Consider the following 17,331-nt stretch of genomic DNA (forward strand, 5'->3'; position numbering starts at 1 on the left):
TTCATTCGCTGCGGAAAGGGACTGCGTCGCACCCGTTGCGACGTTCGCGCTCCAGCATGCCGAAGACGGCAGGGCGCCGCCACGGACACGACGGCCAACGGAGGCATCCTCTCATGCTCGGCACGCTGGCGATCGCCAATTACCGCTCGCTGCGCTCGCTGGTGCTGCCACTGGGGACGCTGACCCTGGTGACCGGCGCCAACGGCAGCGGCAAGTCCAACCTCTATCGCGCGCTGCGCCTGCTAGCCGATACGGCACAGGGGCGCGTGGTCAACGCACTGGCTCGCGAGGGCGGGCTAGGTTCCACGCTGTGGGCCGGTCCGGAGGAAATCACCCGGGCGATGCGCAAGGGCGAGGTACCGGTGCAGGGCGGGCCGCGACGCGAGGTGGTGGCGCTGCGCATGGGCTTCGCCGGAGACGAATTCGGTTATGCGATCGACCTCGGGCTGCCCGAGCCGTCCTCGTCACGGTTCGCCTCCGATCCGCAGATCAAGACCGAGGCGATCTGGGCCGGTCCGTTCCTGCGCCCGGCCAACCTGCTGGTGTCGCGCCGCGGCGCGCTGGCGCGCATCCGCGAGGGGCGCAGCTGGCGGGTGCTGGCCGACGACCTCGACCCGTTCGACAGCCTGTTCACCCAGGTCGCCGATCCCGAGCGCGCGCCGGAGGTGCTGCGCCTTCGAGAGACGGTGCGCGGCTGGCGCTTCTACGACCATTTCCGTTCCGATGCCGAAGCGCCGGCACGCTGGCCGCAACTCGGTACCCGCACGCCGGTGCTGAGCCATGACGGGCATGACCTGGCCGCGGCCTGGCAGACGATCCACGAGATCGGCGATCCGCGCGCACTGGATGCCGCGGTCGAGGATGCCTTTCCCGGCGCCAGCGTCGAGGTGACCGCGAGCGCCGGGCGCTTCGGTCTGGCGTTCCGCCAGCACGGCTTGCTGCGTCCGTTGTCGGCCGCCGAGCTGTCCGACGGCACGCTGCGCTACCTGCTTTGGATCGCCGCCCTGCATACGCCGCGACCGCCGCCGCTGATGGTGCTCAACGAACCGGAGACCAGCCTGCATCCCGACCTGCTGCCGGCGCTGGCGCGACTGATCGTGCAGGCCTCCGCGCGCAGCCAGGTGTGGGTGGTCTCGCATGCTGCCCGGCTGATCGCCGCGCTGGAGCAGGCGCCCGCCTGCCACACGCTGCGACTGGAAAAGGAACTGAGCCAGACGCGGTTGGTCGGCCAGCGCATGTTGGATGAGCCGGCCTGGCATTGGCCGGAGCGATGACCGGGACAGGAGGGAAAGCCCGTGCATCCGCGACTGGCGCAGTATTTCGCGCACAGGGTGCGCTCCTACAGAATGGATGCCTGTAGGAGCCCACCTTGTGGGCGACGGAGGGTGGGGAAAGCTGCGCACGGGATGGTTCATGCCTCGCTCCTGTCGAAGTACAGCATCGTCATGCCTTCGCCCGGTACGGTCTGCCGGCCGGTCAGCGTGGCGATGCCGTTGGTGGACAGGCGCAGGATCCACGCCATCACCCACGGCGGCCGGTCGTCGGCCAGACCGAGCATGCAACGCACTTCGCCGAACAGCGGCTGGCCGGTGTCCGGGTGCGCACCGATCGGCGTCTGGCGGAAGCGGTTCTGCACGATCCACTGGCGCGGCGTGGGCAGGGCGGCGAGCTGCTCGGCGGTCGGTGCCAGCAGCAGGCCGCTGCCGGAATGGCCGCCGACCGCCTTGGCCACCCATCGGTCGGCGGCCTGCCAGCCGTTGGTGCACAGCGGGCTGGCTTCCACCCAATGACAAGCCTCGTGCTCGGCCAGCGCCACGTCGGCCAGGCTGCCCTTGTGGATGCCTTCGTACCAGGCCGGATGGCTGTGCCAGCTGACCCGGTCCGCCGCCATCAACGTGCCCTCGGCGCGGCGTTGGTCGAAACGGTCCAGGTCGGACAGGATCAGCCGGTTCCAGACATGGCCGAAGTGGCGCGCGGTGCCCGGGTGATAGAGCAGTCCGTGCGCGGGCAGCAGCTCGCTCCAGTCGTGCACGGCGATCTGCCACCAGTGGCGCGCGGCATCGAGGTCGGGCCAGGTGGGGCGCTGCCGTGGGCGATCCTCGATCAACACCGTCGCCGGCTTCGGCGCGACCCAGCGGCGCAGATGTCCGACCCAGTCGCTGCCGTGGGGTACCGGGTCGTGCGGCAGCCAGTGGCGGTCCAGCCCGTGCAGGCGGCGCTGCGCCTGGTGCAGGGTGTGGAAAGTCGGCAGCATCGAGGTAAAGGCCTGGATCTCCACCCAGGCCAGCTCGAACGGCTGCTGCGGATGCTCGACGAAGGCCAGGTCCAGCGCCAGCACGTCCGCCTTCGCGCCATGCCAGTGCGGACGCGGCGCGCGCAGTTGCGGGTCGAGCGCTTCGACCAGGTGGGACACCTTGGCCTGCAGCGCGTCGTGCAGGGCGCGGTTGCCGGTCGCGTAGTGGTCGGACATCTGGCTCTGCGGCAGGTGGGGCGCACGCACGTCGGCCAGCGCCTGGCGCAGCGGTTCGGCACCCATCGGGTGCAGGGCGATCCGGGGATGCTCGCTCATGACCAGCCCTCCGCGCGGGCCAGCAGCATCTCGTCGTCCTCGCCCTGGGCGATCATCCAGGCCAGCGTGCTGGACCAGCGTTCGTCGTGCTCGGCACGCTGGCGCACGCGGTCGGCGAAGCTGCCTTCGGCCAGTGCGTCGGCCAGCTCGCGTTCCCAGTAGTGCCGCTCGGCTGCGTGCGCCGCGCGCGGGGCGATGCGCGACCACCAGCGTTCGAAACGGGTGGGCGTGTCGATCACCTCGTCGCGGTCCCAGTCGATCCAGCGGGCGGCCATGCCGTGGCGGCGGGCGCGCCACTTGTTCTCGTCGACGCACGCGCGTTCCCACGGTGGCCCGGCGCGGCCGTGGCGCAGTTCGATCTGCAGAGTCTCGGCCTCCCACTTGAGCAGGGTGGCGATCAGCCCGATGCGCGCCAGGTCCGGATGGGTGTCCATGATGCGCACTTCCAGCGTGCCGTAGCGGTGGTGCAGGCGCAGGTCCTGCCACAGGCCCTGCTCGGGGCCGATGCAACCGGTGCGGCGCAGCCGCTGCACGTGCGCGGTGTAGTCGTCCTCGCTGGCCCATACGTCGGGCGTGCCCATGCGCGGGTAGCGGTCGAGCAGGCTGTGCCGCCACGACTGCAGGCCGGTGTCGCGGCCTTCGAAGAACGGCGAACTGGCCGACAGCGCCAGCGCTTCGGGCAGCACGTGGCGCAGCCGGTTCATGATCGCCATGCGTGGCGCGTCCGGTTCGAATCCCAGGTGCAGGTGCATGCCGAAGCTGAAGGCGCTGCGGGCGATGTCCTGGTACTCGTCGACCAACGAGGTGTAGTGCGGGAACGCCGGCCCCAGGTGCATGGCCTGATCCTGCCAGCGCGCGGTGGGATGCACCCCGGCGATCAGGATCTGCTGGCCCTGCAGCGCGGCGCGATGGCGGGCCTGTCCGCGCAGCGTGGCCAGGGCGGCGACCAGGTCCGGCACGCTGTGGCAGATCCGGGTTTTCAACTCGATCACGCAGCGATGGATCTCCCGGTCCATCGCCCCGTCGCTGCTTGTCGCCAGCTCCCCGTTGAAGTCGTGCGGCACCAGCTGGCCGCGCGCATCCACCACCTGTACTTCCTCTTCCAGACCCAAAGTGATCATGGCGCTTCTCCTGTGTTGGGAAAGCGCATCAGACACCTTTGCAGGGGCCGGCGTCGCGGTCTCCGTCATGCGGCGCCGCGGAGATCCTGGCGGACGGATCGGTGTTGGCCGTCTGGACGGCCGCTCCTGGCCGGTCAGGCCGTGGCGGTGGCTTCCATGGTGTCGCGCGAGGCAAGCCAGGTATGGATCTGCGCCACCACGGTGGCGCCCTCGCCGATGGCTCCGCCCACGCGCTTGACCGATCCGGCGCGCACGTCGCCGATGGCGAACACGCCCGGCCGGCTGGTGGCCAACGGATAGGCGGGGTCGCCGCCGCATGCCACGAAACCGTTGCGGTCGGTGTCCAGCCTGCAACTGTGCAGCCACCCGGTGGCCGGTTCGGCACCGATGAAAAGGAACACGTGGCGGATCGGAGCCTCGCCTTCGGCCTGGTCCGCGCGCTGGCGCCAACGCACCGATTGCAGGCCACGGGCGTCGCCTTCCAGCGCCACCAGCTCGGTGCCGGTCATCAGCTCGATCGCGGGGTTCGCCTCGATGCGGTCGATCAGGTAGCGCGACATGGTGGCCGCCAGGCCGGGGCCGCGCACCATCATCCGCACCCGGCAGCCCTGACCGGCCAGGTACACCGCAGCCTGCCCGGCCGAGTTGCCGCCGCCGACCAGCGCCACCTCCTGCCCCTGGCACAGCTGGACTTCCATCGGCGAAGCCCAGTACCACACACCGCGGCCTTCGAAACGGTCGAGGTGCTCCAGCGGCGGCCGTCGGTAGCGGGCGCCGCTGGCGATCACCACGGTGCGTGCGCACCAGCTGCGGCCGTCTTCGGTGCGCAACCGGTGGATGCCGTCGGCGGCCTCGCAGTCGAGCGATTCCACGCAGGCCGGAATCGCGATTTCCGCACCGAACTTTTGCGCCTGCACGAAGCCGCGCGCGGTCAGTGCCTGGCCGGTGATGCCGGTGGGGAAGCCGAAGTAGTTCTCGATGCGCGCGCTGGCGCCGGCCTGGCCACCGAAGCCGCGCGCGTCCAGCACCAGCACGCTCAGGCCTTCGGAAGCGGCGTAGACGGCGGCGGACAGCCCGGCCGGTCCGGCACCGACCACGGCCACGTCGTAGACGCGGTCGGAGGCGGTCTCGCCGATCATGCCCAGCGCGTGTGCCACGTCGGTGTCGCTGGGATTGCGCAGCAGACGGCCGTCTGCCAGCAGCAGCAACGGCCAGCTGTTCGGGCATTCGCGGTAGGCGGCAACCATCTCGGCCACGGCGGGGTCTTCGGTCGGGGTGAGGGCGCGGAACGGGAAGCCGTTGCGGCGCAGGAAATTGCCGATCCGCGCGCGGCCGCTGTCGTCCGCCTCGGCGATCAGCAGCGGGCCGGCCGCGCACGATTCGATCAGGCTCGCCCGGCGCAGGATCAGCGCGCGCATCAGGCGCTCGCCGAGGTCCGCCTCGGCCACAATCAGCTGGCGCAGCTGCGCCGGCGAGAGGAACGCCGCCTCGACGTCTTCCGCGGCGACGCCGTCCACCAGCGCGGGCTTGCCGCTGAGGCCGCTCACCTCGCCGATGAACTGGCCCGGACCGTGGTGGGCCACGCTCACCACGTGGCCGGTACCGTCGTGCTGGTGGATGTCCACCGCGCCAGACAGCACCAGGATCAGCCCGATGTCGCGCTCGCCGGTGCGGAACAGCGCCTCGCCGGCGGCGTAATGGCGGGGCTCGCCGAATTGGCTCACGCGTGCGATGTCCGCCGGTGCCAGCACCGGGAACATCTGGTCGGCGCGGTTCCGCGCCGTGTTGCTGCTGCCCATGGCGATGTCTCCCCGATGCAATGCGGCCACAGGCGATCCTCGCACTGCCGGGGGCATCGCTGCCACCGCGCCGCGACCGGTCGGCTCAGTCCAGTAGCAGCCGGTGCAGGGCGTCCAGCGACGGCACTTCGTGATGTGGTGCGATCCCCTCGGGCGCGGCGTGGCCGTGGGCGTTGACCCAGCAGGTGACCAGACCCGCGGCGAGGCCTCCGCGGATGTCCGAGTGGGGGTTGTCGCCGACCATCAGCACCTGCTCGCGCGGCGGCTGGCCCATGCGCTCCAGCGCGTGTTCGAAGATGCGCACGTCCGGCTTGGCCACGCCAACCTCCTCGGAAATCACCAGCAGTTCGAAATGGTCCGCCAGTCCGGTGCGCTGCAGTCGCGCCCGCTGCAGCGCGGTGAAGCCGTTGGTGATCACGCCCATGCGCACGTGTCCGGCCAGCGCATCGACCAGCGCGCGGGCGCCGGGCAGCAGGGTGCAGATCTCGGCCATGGCAAGCAGGAAGGCATCGTTGAGCTCGGCTGCCGGCACGCCGATCCGGCGCGACCAGCCGTCGAAGCGGGTGGTCTGCAGCTCGGTCGCGCCGATGCGCCCCTCCTGGTAGGCCACCCACAGCGGCTTGTTGAGTTCCTGGTATTGCGCGTAGTCGGCCTCGGTGAAGTCCACCGCGTGGGCGGCGAACATCCTCCGCAGGCCCTGGAAGGCGTCGAAGTGGAACAGCGTGTCGTCGGCGTCGAAGAGGATCCAGCGGTAGTTCACGGGCGTATGCGTCGGGGAAGGGGCGGTAGACGATACCCGGCCTCGTCCCGGCGTGCTGCGGCCGCCCGTTTCGCCTGACTTGGGGAGTGCGGTGGCATGACGATCGAGTTGACGATGCTGGTGTGGTCGATGGTGCTGGGACTGATCCACGTGGCGGTCGCCGCCACGCTGTCGACGGCACGGCGTGGCCTACGCTGGAACGCCGGCAACCGCGACGGCGAAGTGGCCGCGCTGACCGGGGCGGCGGCCCGCGCCGCGCGGGCCAGCACCAATTTCCAGGAAACCTTTCCGTTCTTCGCCGCCGCGGTGCTGGCGGTCCTGGTCGCCCAGCGGGCCGACGCCCACACCGCGCTCGGTGCGCAGCTCTACTTCTGGGCGCGGCTGGCCTACCTGCCGGTCTACGTGGTGGGCATTCCCTACCTGCGCACGGTGGTCTGGGCGGTGTCACTGGTGGGGTTGCTGATGGTGCTCGGCGGCCTGCTCTGAGCGGGTCGCCGCCACGGGCTCAACGGGCAGGCACGTCGACCCTTGCCAGCAGGGTGTTGCCGTTGCTCTCGCGCAGGTCGTAGTGCAGCACGCGGGCGACGATGCTGCCGCCGCCGGGACCGGGCAGCACCTTGTCGATCTTCACCGTGAGATCCAGCTGCACGCCGCGCCGGCTGATCCGGTCGCGGATGCCCTGGGCATCCGCCGCCGGCACGTGCCAGCTCTGTGCGTCGAGCGCGTTGTCGAAGCTCAGCTCGACCTTCTGCCGGAACGCTTCGAACTCCACCTGCGAGCTGGGTGACAGCGCGCGGATGGTGAACTCGTTGTAGCTGGGGTCGTAGTCGCTCAGGTTGGCCTGCATGGTCAGGTGCAGCACGCCGACGTTCCTCACCGCGCGAAGGCCGGCAAGCAGTTCGGCGCGGACCTCGGCGCGGCGCGCAGCCTTGTCGGGGCCGGCCGCGCTGTCCACCCGCGTGTCCTGCTCGACCCATGCGTCCAGCGGCGGCGGCAGCCCGGCCAGATCGTAGTAGAGGAACACCATGGTGGGGTTGTCCGGGTTGTCCAGCTCGCCGGTGTGCGCGGCGAAATCGCCGGGTTCGGTCGTGTCGGCAGGGGCTCGGGCAGCGGCATCTGCCGGCGCCATCGCGGCGGCGGACCGATGCCGCTCGGGGGCAGGCGACGAAGCGTCGGCCTCGTGGGCGCTGCCGCTGCAGCCGCCGAGCAGAGCGGCGGCGAATGCGATAGCGAAGGCGTGCGTGCCGCGAGGGCGTGGCGAGGTCATGGCATGTGCTCCTACAGGCTCGGTGCCTGGGCGTTCTTGCTGGCGTCCTGGACCTGCCGGGCCCGGCGTTGTGCATCCAGTGCGGCCAGGCCCCGTTCGGTGGTGTCGACCGCGGCGTAGCCGCCGGCCTGGTCGACCACGCCGACCTGCATGCGCTGCGCCAGCGCGAGGTTGTCGCGCAGGCCGTACAGGTAGGCCTGGATCACCACGCCGCAATCGGGGGAGAGGTTCACCGATCCATCGGGGTCGGCGATGCCGCTGCACTGGTTGTAGAGCGGCGAGGTCTCGCTGGCCCGCCGGCCGCGCGGATCGAAGATCCACACCAGTCGACGGTAGTTGCCGCTGCCGTCCTGCTTGCTGAGCGGGCCGTACTTGCCGACCAGTGCCTGCTGCACGCTGTCCATGGTCGGGTTGCGGCCGGCGTCGAACCATTCCTCGCGGGCCACCGCGATCACCCTCTCCTGCCCCGGCATGCCCATGGTGGAAACGAACCACTTGGACTGCCCCGGCTTCAGGTCGTGGCGCACGGCGTTCATGCCGCGCGCGGTGGTGTCGCGCTCCATCTCCTGGATGATCTGCCGCGAGGTCTTCTGCACGCGTGGTTCGGCGAAGCGGGCGGTGAACGCCTGGCGCAGCTTCTGGCCATAGGTGGGAAAGTTGAAGCCGCGGTCGTTTTCCTCGCTGATCACCAGCAGCGGGTTGGCGCACAGCACGAGGTGCGCCGCCTGCTCGTAGGTGAGGCCGGGGCGAACGCCGAGCAAGTCGTCGACCGGCGTCCCGGCCGGAGCGGCGGGCTTGTCGGCGGGACAGTCGACGTCGCCGCGCTGCTCGGCGGCCACCTCTTCGGCACTGGCATTGCCGGTGGGCGAGCGGGCGGGGGTGTGGTCAGCGCTCGGGCTGCTGCCGGTCGGCGTCGGTGTATGGCCCGAGCCGCAGCCGGCGAGCAGGATCGACAGCGCGAGCGCAGTGGTGCGGAACGGTGTGCGGAGATCATCGTGCAAGCTCATGACAGGCTCCTGGCCGGGAAGTAAGGAGGTGAACCGGATCAGCCGCCGACACGGGTGGTCTGGTACCAGACCGGTCCGCGCTTGAGCCGCCAGGCACAGAACAGCGCAACCGGCACCAGCAGCAGGCCGGCCGGGGGAAACGCCGCGGTGATCAGCAGCGGCAGCACGAGGCCGAAGGCGATCACCGAGCCCTTGCCCATCACGCCGTAGGCGTTGGTCGCGTAGCCCTTGCGGGCGCGGCAGCCGGGACAGATCGAGGCCTGCGCGTCGACCACGCTCATGCACCAGGGGCATTGCTCCTGGCCCTGCTTGAGGGTGACCGGGACCGGTGCGCCACAGCGCGGGCAGGCAGCAGCTGCGTCGGAGATGTCGCTGTGGCAATCGGTGCATTGGATCAGGGCCATGACGGGACTCCTGCGGGATCGCGTGGGAAGGAGGGCGACGCTCAGCCGGCGCCCGGGGGCTCGTCGCGGTGGGCGGTGGCATCGGGCGCGGGCGGCTGGGCGCGTGCCGCGCTCTCGCGGGCGAGCCGGACGGCCTTGTCCTGGGCGGCACGAGCCCCCTGGCGGGCGCGCTCGGCCTGGGCGCGCAGACTGGATTCCAGCGCGCGCGGGTCGAGGTCGTGTGCGGTCTCCTCGAAGATCACCACCCAGCCGGCCGCCAGCACCACCAGGCCCAGGCTGATCGCCAGGAAGTACAGCACCGAGGCGGAGGCAGCCACGTCGCGCAGGCTGGCGGTCATCGCCATCAGTCCGGCGACAGGGCCAGCGGCGAAGCCCGCCCCGCCCATGTCGTCGTCGCCATAACCACCGTAGTGGCCGGCGTAGGCCGGTGCGGCATGGCCGATGTGCACCGCATGCTGCATCCCGGCGGCAGACAGTACGCCGGTGGTGACGATGCCGGCTGCCAGCGCCACCACGGCCAGCGCGACCAGGTTCAGCAGCATGCCGCGAAGTGCGGTGTCGAACAGTCGCCGGCGCACCACCAGCAGTACGGTGGCGACGATGCCGGTGATCGAGCGCCCGTCGCAGGCCGCCACGGTGGCCAGCGGCGCGGCGATGAAGCCCAGTGCATACAGCGCGACACCCATCACCACCGCCACCAGCGGAAACACGAGGTGGTCCAGCGCCGGTCCGATGCCCGGGATCTGCGTGAGCAGGAACAGCAGGCAGGCGGCGACCACGATCACCAGCAGGGCCGCGAACAGCAGGAGCAGGGCCAACAGCACCTTCACGGCCACCGCGAGACCGCCGGTCACGGCGGCGACCAGTCCTGGCGCCGCGCCACCGTGGCGGCGTTGCCACTGACGCAGCGAGACGGCGCAGTAGGCCGTGGTGCCGACCAGCCAGGCCAGTAGCAGGGCGATCAGCACGGTCAGCCGGCCGCCATGCACGGCGCTACCGGCGGCCATGGCCATGAGCAGGCCGGCGGCGGCGCCACCGACGGCCATCAGCAGCAGGTTGCCGGGGCCGCGCAGGGCGTCGAGCGCGCCGAGCAGGGAGGTGGGAGCGGCGGGCGTATCGGAGGCGTTCATGGCTTCACCTGGGCGGGTTGGGCGCCGGGCCGCGACAGCCGACCTGGAGCGTGTGGTGGTGGCAGCGCATGTCGTCCGCGTTGGCCGGTGCGCCGTTGAGCGCACAGACCGCGGCCATCCGCTGCACCGTGTCGGGGTCGTGGTTCATCACTTGCACCGAGGCATCGCTGCAGCCGGTCGCGTCCACGTCCACCCATACGGTGCGGGTGCAGCCGCCGACAGCGGCAGTCAATGCGACGGCCAGGCACAGACGAGCGAGACGATGGCGGCAAGGCAGGTCCATCGATGATCCCCGAAGCCCCCGGCGGGAGGCGTGGCCGGATTGCGCCATGGCGCGGGGCGGGAAGTCCTCTCGCCGGTCTAACGGATCGCTAACGGCGGCACCGCGGCGCGCCGCGTCCACTCGCCGCGACTCGCGCCGGGCCGGGCGGTGGCGCATAGTCGGGTGCGGGGGAGGCATGCATGGATACGGGCACACCCAGCGACGAACCACCGCTGTACTGCTACGGTTTTGGCAACGCGCAGTTCGACGAGGCGCGCGCCGAGTTGCGCGTGGGAGGCCTGGCCGTGGATCTCGAGCAGCGCCCGCTGCAGGTGCTGGCGCTGTTGCTGCGCCATGCCGACGAGGTGGTGACCCGCGAGGAACTGTTCGACACCGTCTGGGCCGGTCGGCCCACCGTGGACAACGTGCTGGCCAATGCGGTGGCCAAGCTGCGCAAGGCGCTGGGGCCGGGCGAGGCCGGGCGGGTCGTCAACGTGCCGCGGGTCGGTTACCGGCTGGTCGGCCCGATCCAGCGCACGGTGGCCGGACGTCGCCTGCGCAGCCAGCTGGCCCTGCGGGCCGGCGAGCCGGTGCCCGGGGGCAGCCACTTCCGCCTGCGCGAACAGCTGGCCCCGGCCCACGGCAGCGAAGTCTGGCTGGCCCGCCACGACAAGACCGGCGAAGCACGCGTCTACAAGTTCGCCACCGCCGGTGACCGGTTGGCGGCGCTCAAGCGCGAGGCCACGCTGTATCGCGTGCTGCACGAGGGGCTCGGCGACCGGGACGACTTCGTGCGGGTGATCGACTGGAATTTCGAGGACGCGCCGTTCTTTCTCGAGTGCGCCTGGGCCGGTGTCAGCCTGGCGCACTGGGCCGAGGACCCGGCCGGCCTGCCGGCGTTGGAGGGGGCGGCCCGGCTAGCGATCTTCCTGCAGATCGCCGACGCGGTGGCCGCGGCGCATCGGGTCGGCGTGCTGCACAAGGATCTCAAGCCTTCCAACGTGCTGGTGATGCCCGAAGGCGCGGGCTGGCGCCTGCGTGTGGGCGACTTCGGCAGTGGCCGCCTGATGGAGCCCGAGCGCCTCGACCAGCTCGGCATCACCGCGCTGGGCCTGACCGTGACCCAGGTGCTCGCCGACGACGCCAGCGGCACGCCGTTGTATCTGGCGCCGGAACTGCTGGGAGGGCAGGCGCCGACGGTGCAGAGCGACGTCTACGCGCTCGGCCTGATCCTCTACCAGATCTGGGTCGGCGACCTGCGCCGGCCGCTGGCGCCGGGCTGGGAGTCCGCGGTCGACGACGAGTTGTTGCGCGAGGACATTGCCGCGGCCACGGCCGGCGACCCGGCGCAGCGTCTGGCCAGCGTGGCCGAGCTGGCCGACCGCCTGCGTCGGCGCGACATGCGCCGGCTGGAGCGCGAGCGGCTGCGCGAGACCGAGGCCCGTGCGATGCGCGCGGAGCGGCGGCTCGAGCGCAGCCGCGCGCGGCGTCCCTGGATCGTCGCGGCGGTGCTGCTGTTGATGCTCGGCCTGGGTGTGAGCCTGTGGCAGTACCGCCGGGCCGGACTGGCGCGCGACGAGGCGCAACGTCAGGCGGCCATCGCCAACGCCACCAACCGGTTCCTCAACGAGGATCTGCTCGGTGCCGGCATCGGTGGCGATTCCCCGGCCTGGTACGAGAAGAACCCCAGCCTGCGCGAGATCCTCGATGCGGCCGCCCAGCGGCTCGACGCCCGCTACCGCAAGGCCCCGCTGCTGGCGGCGAGCCTGCACCAGACCTTGGGGCGCGCCTACCGGGCCACCGGCGATTTCGCCAGCGCCAGCACCCAGCTCGGCAAGGCGGCCGAACTGATGCAGGGGGCGCTCGGCCCCGACGACGACCGCGTGCTGCTGGCGCGCTACGAACTGGCGGTGATGCAGGCACACCTGTCGCACTTCGACCAGGCCACCAGCGAACTGGACCGCGCCGACCGCGATGCCGGCGTGCGGCGGCAGTCGGTGTCGGAGATCGGGCTGCGCTCGCACCTCGCGCGCGGCGACGTCGAGTACCAGCGCATGCAGGTGAAGGCGGCCTACGACAACTACCTGGCCGCACAGACCATCCAGCGCATCCTGCATCCGGACGACGTGCCGATGGCGGCACACATCCTGCTCAGCCTGGCTGGCTGCGACCTGCGCCTGGGACGCGCGGCCGACGCCGAGCGGATTGCCCGCCAGGTGCTGGGCGGCGCCCCGTTCACGCGCGAGCGGATCGGCCGGGCGGTGCTAGGGATGGCCCGCTCGCGGCTGGGCGATGCGCTGCGAGCGCAAGGTCGCTACGCCGAGGCGCTTCCGGTGGTCAGCGCGGCGCTGGCGGACTTTGCCGCGGTGCAGGGGCCGGACGGGCAGGGCACGATCAGTACGCTGAGTACGCTGGGTTACCTCTACTCGCTCAGCGGCGACGATCGCCGCGCGCTGTCGATCGAGCGCGATGTCTACCAGCGCACCCTGCACCGCTGGGGGCCGGACAGCCAGTACACCCTGGTCGAGCGGCTGAACCTGGGCACCCAGGAACAGGATGCCGGCGACCTGACCGCGGCACTGGCGGATATCCGTGCCGCCGGGCGGGGCCTGGCCAGGACCTCCGGCGAACACAGTCCGGTGCTGCAGGCCGCGCGGGTGGCCGAGGCCGGCGTGCTCAGCGCGCTGGGCCAGCAGGCGCAGGCACTGGCGCTGATCGACCAGGTCGATCCGGCGGCCTACCAGAGCACCACCTCCGATCCCGGCCGCGCCGCCGTGTTGAGCGCGCTGCGTGCGCAGATCCTGTGGCGGATGGGGCGGATCGGGGAGGCCCGGCCCCGCCTGCGGCAGGCGCTGGCGGACATGCAGCGCGACGGGGTGGCCGAGGCCGAGCAGGCACCGTTCCGCGCCCTGCTGGCGAAGGGACCCGGAACCGCGCCCTGATCGCCGGGGTTCCGCCGGGCCGGCTTCCCACATCGTCCCGACCCATCTCTCTGCGCCGTGCTCGCGGTGACCCCATCCATGCTGTATCAATCGCCTTTCACCCGGACCGCGGCAGGGAGGCTGGGGACCATGACTGAACGGCAGGACGGCACGTGCCTCACAGGATGCGAACGGGATCGCATCATGCACCGTGGCCTGTCCACACGATCTTCCCCGGGGGGATGCGCGCTGCCCGATGCGGCGTCGCGGCGGTCTCCTCCTCTCTTGAGACGGCTTTTCCGCTCCGGCCCGGCCCTGCAAGGGACCGGAGCGACGTTTTCCGGGATCGATGCTGCCCGATCACCGGACGTCCGGACGATGCGCCGGACCAGCCGGCAGCCACAGTCCGTCAAAGGCACTAGAGGAGTTCCGCATGAACAAGCATTTCGAACGCACCGGCCCGCTCACCGAACTGTCCAGCTATCCGCAATGGGCGCAGGACATGATCGCCGACTGCGAGAGCACCAAGGCCCGCGTTCTCGACCACGAGATCTGGAAGCTGATGATGGACCTGCGCCTGGACGAGGAGTCCACGGCGAACTTCATGCTGGGCCTGTGGCCCTTTATCGAGCGCTTTCCCAGCTTCATGGCGCTGAGCCTGCTCAAGACCCGCTACGGACGCAGTCCCGGCGACAACCTGGCCCGGCGCTGGCTGGTGCGCAACATCCGGGTGGAGCAGAACCACGCCGAATACTGGATTCACTGGTCCGAGGGCGCCGGCGTACCGCGCGAGCGCCTGCTCGGCGAGGCGCCCCCGCACGGCACCGACGGCCTGCCTCGCTGGTGCGAGGACATCTGCGCCCGCGGCAGCCTGGCGGCTGGCATCGTGGCCACCAATTACGCCATCGAGGGGGTGACCGGGGAGTGGTCACAGATGATCTATGACAGCACGAAGTACCGGGAAAGCTTTGATCCTTCGGTAAGAACATCCGCGCTAAAGTGGTTGCACCTTCATGCCGCTTATGACGACACTCACCCGTGGGAAGCGCTGGAGATCGTCTGCACGCTGATGGGCACGGACCCTTCGGCCGACGACGTGGCGCATCTTACCGAGTGCATCAAGCGAAGCTACACCAGCATGATTTTGTTGGGGGACCGGTGCATCCAGAACTGCCCGGACCGGTTGTTGCTTAGCGAGGCCGCGGCCTAAAGGATTGTCGCGGAAGGAGAAAACAGGGGAAGGGCGCCCGGTCCGGTGCCCTCCGGCGTAAAGGCGGGCGATGCGGTTTGCGGGTAACAGTCTGAGCGTACAGCGGTCGCTGACACGGCGACTGATGCCGCTCGCCTACGCGCTGGCCCTGGCCATCGTGCTGATCATGGCGATGACCTGGGGCGTACTGCAGATCCAGGTGACTCTCGCTGGTTTCCTGAACAGCGAGAGCATCTGGTCCAAAGCGCAGAAACAGGCCGTGATCGACCTGGGCAACTACGCGTTGAGCGGGTCTCCCGACGACCTGGCCCATTTCCAGACCCATTACGACCTGTTGCAGAGCGACCGCTGGGGCCGCGATGCGATCGCCTCCGGTCACTACCGCAAGCAGGACATCGACGAGGTGTTCCGCAAGGGCAACATCATGCCGGCCTCCAAGCCCGGCATGATCTTCATGCTGCGCCACTTCACCGGGGCGCCGCACCTGCGGGCATCGCTGGATGCCTGGCGCTCCACCGACGCCTCGATCGACGAGCTCGGCCGGATCGCCGTCCAGATCCAGCAGCTCTATGCGAAGGGGGTGCCGACGGCGGACGAGATCGCCCGCATCCGCCAGCGCATCAACACTCTCAACGCCTTCATGGAACCGCGCACCAACCTGTTCTCGGTGGAGATGGTCAAAGGCGCCATCTGGGCCGGTCAGATGCTCTTCTGGTGCGTGATCGGTGCGTTCTGCCTTGCCGCCGGCCTGTGGCTGTGGATGGCCCGCCGGATCGTCGAGAGCATCCGCGGCAGCGAGGAGCGCTATCGCCTGCTGTTCGACAGCGCCGGCGACGCCATCGTCATGGTCGATCGGCGCTCCGGCCGGGTGCTGGACGCCAACCGCACCGCGTCGGCCTGGACCGGCTGCAACGAGCGCGAACTGGTCGGGCGGGACTTCACCTCGCTGTTCGCCCACGACCCCCTCGACCTCGACAACGGCCTGCCGCCGGTCGGCAGCCGCGAGGGTGACATCGCGCTGACCTCGCTGCTCGGCAGGGGCGGCGAGGTACGGCCGGTGGAGACGCGCAGCAGCCTTGCGCGCTGGGGCGATACCGAGGTCAGCCAGGCGATCGTCCGCGACGTGTCCGATCGCGTGGCGATGGAACACGAGCGGCGCATCGCCGCCAAGGCGCTGGGCAGCATCGCCGAGGGCGTGATCATCGCCGACGCCGACCGCCGCGTGGTCACGGTCAATGCCGCCCACGTCGAGATCACCGGCTTCACCGCCCAGGCGCTGCAGGGCGTGCGCTTCGACGAAACCCGATGCCTGGCCGACGACCGCCCGTTGCCGGACAGTGTCTGGCGCTCGATCGAGCTGGGCGGCAACTGGCGCGGCGAAGTGAAGAGCCGCCGTCGCGACGGCAGCACCTATCCCGAACTGCTCAGCATCAGCGCGATCCGCGACGATTCGGGCCAGGTGCTGCACTACGTGGCGGTATTCACCAACATCACCACCACCAAGGCGGATCAGCGCCGGCTGGAGCACCTGGCCACCCACGACCTGCTGACCGGGCTGGCCAATCGCACCGAGTTCGAGCGCCGCTGCGGCGACGCGCTGGAACTCGCCTCGCGCAGCCGCAGCTGCATGGCGGTGCTGTTCATCGACCTGGATGCCTTCAAGATCGTCAACGACAGCTACAGCCACGCCATCGGCGACCGGCTGCTGGCGCGAGTGGCCGAGCGCATCCTGGCCGAACTGGGACCGAACGATCTGGCCGGGCGCATCGGTGGCGACGAATTCACCGCCCTGGTCACCGGGCTGGACACCCGCGACGAGGCGGCGCACGTCGCCAGCCGGTTGCTGGCCGCGCTGGCCGCGCCGATCCCGGTGGACGAATACGATATCGTGCTCAGCGCCAGCATCGGCATTGCCAGCTACCCGCTGGACGGCGAAACCCCGTCGGCGCTGATCACCAATGCCGACGCGGCGATGTACGCGGCCAAGAGCGAGGAGCGCAACGCGTTCCGCTTCTACTCCCCGATCATGCAGGCCGACGCGCGCAAGCGCCTGCAGCTGGCTTCCGAGTTGCGCCAGGCACTGGCCAACGACGAGTTCCGGCTGGTGTTCCAGCCCAGCCTGGACCTGCGCACCGGGCGCGTGGTGGCTGCCGAGGCGCTGCTGCGCTGGCAGCACCCCAAGCGCGGACTGGTGATGCCGGACAACTTCATCCCGATGGCCGAGAGCCTCGGCCTGATTCGGCGCATCGACGAGTGGGTGCTGCGCGCGGCCTGTGCCTGGATCAAACAGTGGGAGCACGAGCGGGTCGCACCGATCCGCATCGCGGTGAACGTCTCGGCCAGCTGGTTCGGCCACCCGGCCTTCATCGAGGGGCTGCAGAGGGCGCTGCGCGACTACCAGGTCGATCCGAAGCGCCTGCTGCTGGAGATCACCGAGAGCGCGATCCTGCGCCTGGGCGAAGGCACCCACCGCACCATGTACGCGCTGCACACCATGGGCGTGGGCGTGGCAATCGACGACTTCGGCACCGGCTACTCCTCGCTGGCCTACCTCAAGCTGCCGGCGGTGGTCTGCCTGAAGATCGACCGCACCTTCATCACCGGCATCCCGCGCAACGCGGACGACGTGGCCATCGTCGAGGCGATCCTGGCGATGGCGCGCAGCCTCAGGCTCTACGCCATTGCCGAAGGCATCGAGGACGAGGAGCAGCACGAGTTCCTGCTGCGCGCCGGTTGCGAGGAAGGGCAGGGCTACCTCTACGCCCGGCCGCTGGAAGTGCCGGACCTCATGCGCATGCTGAAGTCCGGCGGCAACCAGCCGCCGACCCGCCTGCGCCTGGTGCCGCCGCCGCGGGCGGGATGATCATGGACCGCCCGCGCG

Annotated in this window: 14 protein-coding genes; 5 read left to right on the top strand and 9 right to left on the bottom strand. The window is 70.4% G+C overall.

Going from position 1 to position 17,331, the window contains the following annotated elements; all coding sequences use genetic code 11:
* Positions 1-113: 113 nt before the first annotated feature.
* Positions 114-1,274, top strand: coding sequence for an AAA family ATPase (locus NC595_RS17605; RefSeq protein WP_253568633.1), 1,161 nt, complete (start codon positions 114-116; stop codon positions 1,272-1,274).
* Between the two features lie 137 nt (positions 1,275-1,411).
* Here the strand turns inward: NC595_RS17605 and NC595_RS17610 are convergent, their stop codons facing one another.
* From NC595_RS17610 to yjjG, 4 genes are all read right to left on the bottom strand, one after another.
* Complete coding sequence (locus NC595_RS17610; RefSeq protein WP_253568634.1) at positions 1,412-2,569, bottom strand: hypothetical protein; 1,158 nt, start codon at positions 2,567-2,569, stop codon at positions 1,412-1,414.
* A complete protein-coding gene (locus tag NC595_RS17615) occupies positions 2,566-3,690 on the bottom strand; it encodes a carboxylate-amine ligase (protein ID WP_253568635.1) in 1,125 nt (374 codons plus the stop codon). Before NC595_RS17615 ends, NC595_RS17610 begins: the two co-directional genes overlap by 4 nt.
* Positions 3,691-3,824: 134 nt before the next feature.
* On the bottom strand, positions 3,825-5,489 hold the full coding sequence (locus tag NC595_RS17620; RefSeq protein ID WP_253568636.1) for an FAD-dependent oxidoreductase: 1,665 nt from the start codon (positions 5,487-5,489) through the stop codon (positions 3,825-3,827).
* 85 nt (positions 5,490-5,574) lie between these two features.
* Complete coding sequence (gene yjjG / locus NC595_RS17625; protein ID WP_253568638.1) at positions 5,575-6,249, bottom strand: pyrimidine 5'-nucleotidase; 675 nt, start codon at positions 6,247-6,249, stop codon at positions 5,575-5,577.
* 96 nt (positions 6,250-6,345) lie between these two features.
* On the opposite strand from yjjG, the gene NC595_RS17630 reads away from it, so the two are divergent.
* A complete protein-coding gene (locus NC595_RS17630; protein WP_253568639.1) occupies positions 6,346-6,735 on the top strand; it encodes an MAPEG family protein in 390 nt (129 codons plus the stop codon).
* A gap of 19 nt (positions 6,736-6,754) precedes the next feature.
* Here NC595_RS17630 and NC595_RS17635 read toward each other — a convergent pair whose 3' ends face one another.
* The 5 genes from NC595_RS17635 to NC595_RS17655 are packed head-to-tail and all read right to left on the bottom strand — an operon-like array spanning position 6,755 to position 10,340.
* Positions 6,755-7,516: a hypothetical protein gene (locus NC595_RS17635; RefSeq protein WP_253568640.1), complete on the bottom strand. Its 762-nt coding sequence runs from the start codon at positions 7,514-7,516 to the stop codon at positions 6,755-6,757.
* An 11-nt stretch (positions 7,517-7,527) separates the two neighbouring features.
* Entirely contained in the window at positions 7,528-8,523 is a 996-nt protein-coding gene (locus NC595_RS17640) for a hypothetical protein (protein ID WP_253568641.1), read from the bottom strand.
* Positions 8,524-8,561: 38 nt separating this feature from the next.
* Positions 8,562-8,927 carry a zinc ribbon domain-containing protein gene (locus NC595_RS17645; protein ID WP_253568642.1) on the bottom strand — a complete coding sequence of 122 codons (366 nt, stop codon included), beginning with the start codon at positions 8,925-8,927 and terminating at the stop codon, positions 8,562-8,564.
* Positions 8,928-8,968: 41 nt separating this feature from the next.
* Positions 8,969-10,057 carry a hypothetical protein gene (locus NC595_RS17650; RefSeq protein ID WP_253568643.1) on the bottom strand — a complete coding sequence of 363 codons (1,089 nt, stop codon included), beginning with the start codon at positions 10,055-10,057 and terminating at the stop codon, positions 8,969-8,971.
* Between the two features lie 4 nt (positions 10,058-10,061).
* The gene (locus NC595_RS17655; RefSeq protein WP_253568645.1) at positions 10,062-10,340 is read right to left on the bottom strand and encodes a hypothetical protein; all 279 of its coding nucleotides are present in this window, start codon (positions 10,338-10,340) and stop codon (positions 10,062-10,064) included.
* Positions 10,341-10,519: 179 nt separating this feature from the next.
* Here NC595_RS17655 and NC595_RS17660 point away from each other — a divergent pair, with 179 nt between their 5' ends.
* The 3 genes from NC595_RS17660 (at position 10,520) to NC595_RS17670 (ending at position 17,313) form a co-directional block, all read left to right on the top strand.
* On the top strand, positions 10,520-13,261 hold the full coding sequence (locus NC595_RS17660) for a tetratricopeptide repeat protein (protein WP_253568646.1): 2,742 nt from the start codon (positions 10,520-10,522) through the stop codon (positions 13,259-13,261).
* Positions 13,262-13,673: 412 nt separating this feature from the next.
* Positions 13,674-14,450 carry an iron-containing redox enzyme family protein gene (locus NC595_RS17665; RefSeq protein WP_253568647.1) on the top strand — a complete coding sequence of 259 codons (777 nt, stop codon included), beginning with the start codon at positions 13,674-13,676 and terminating at the stop codon, positions 14,448-14,450.
* 124 nt (positions 14,451-14,574) lie between these two features.
* The gene (locus tag NC595_RS17670; RefSeq protein ID WP_253568649.1) at positions 14,575-17,313 is read left to right on the top strand and encodes a putative bifunctional diguanylate cyclase/phosphodiesterase; all 2,739 of its coding nucleotides are present in this window, start codon (positions 14,575-14,577) and stop codon (positions 17,311-17,313) included.
* The last annotated feature ends 18 nt before the right edge of the window (positions 17,314-17,331 follow it).

Origin of the sequence: Dyella lutea (assembly GCF_024158035.1) — a bacterium.
In the GTDB taxonomy this organism is placed as follows: domain Bacteria; phylum Pseudomonadota; class Gammaproteobacteria; order Xanthomonadales; family Rhodanobacteraceae; genus Dyella_A; species Dyella_A lutea.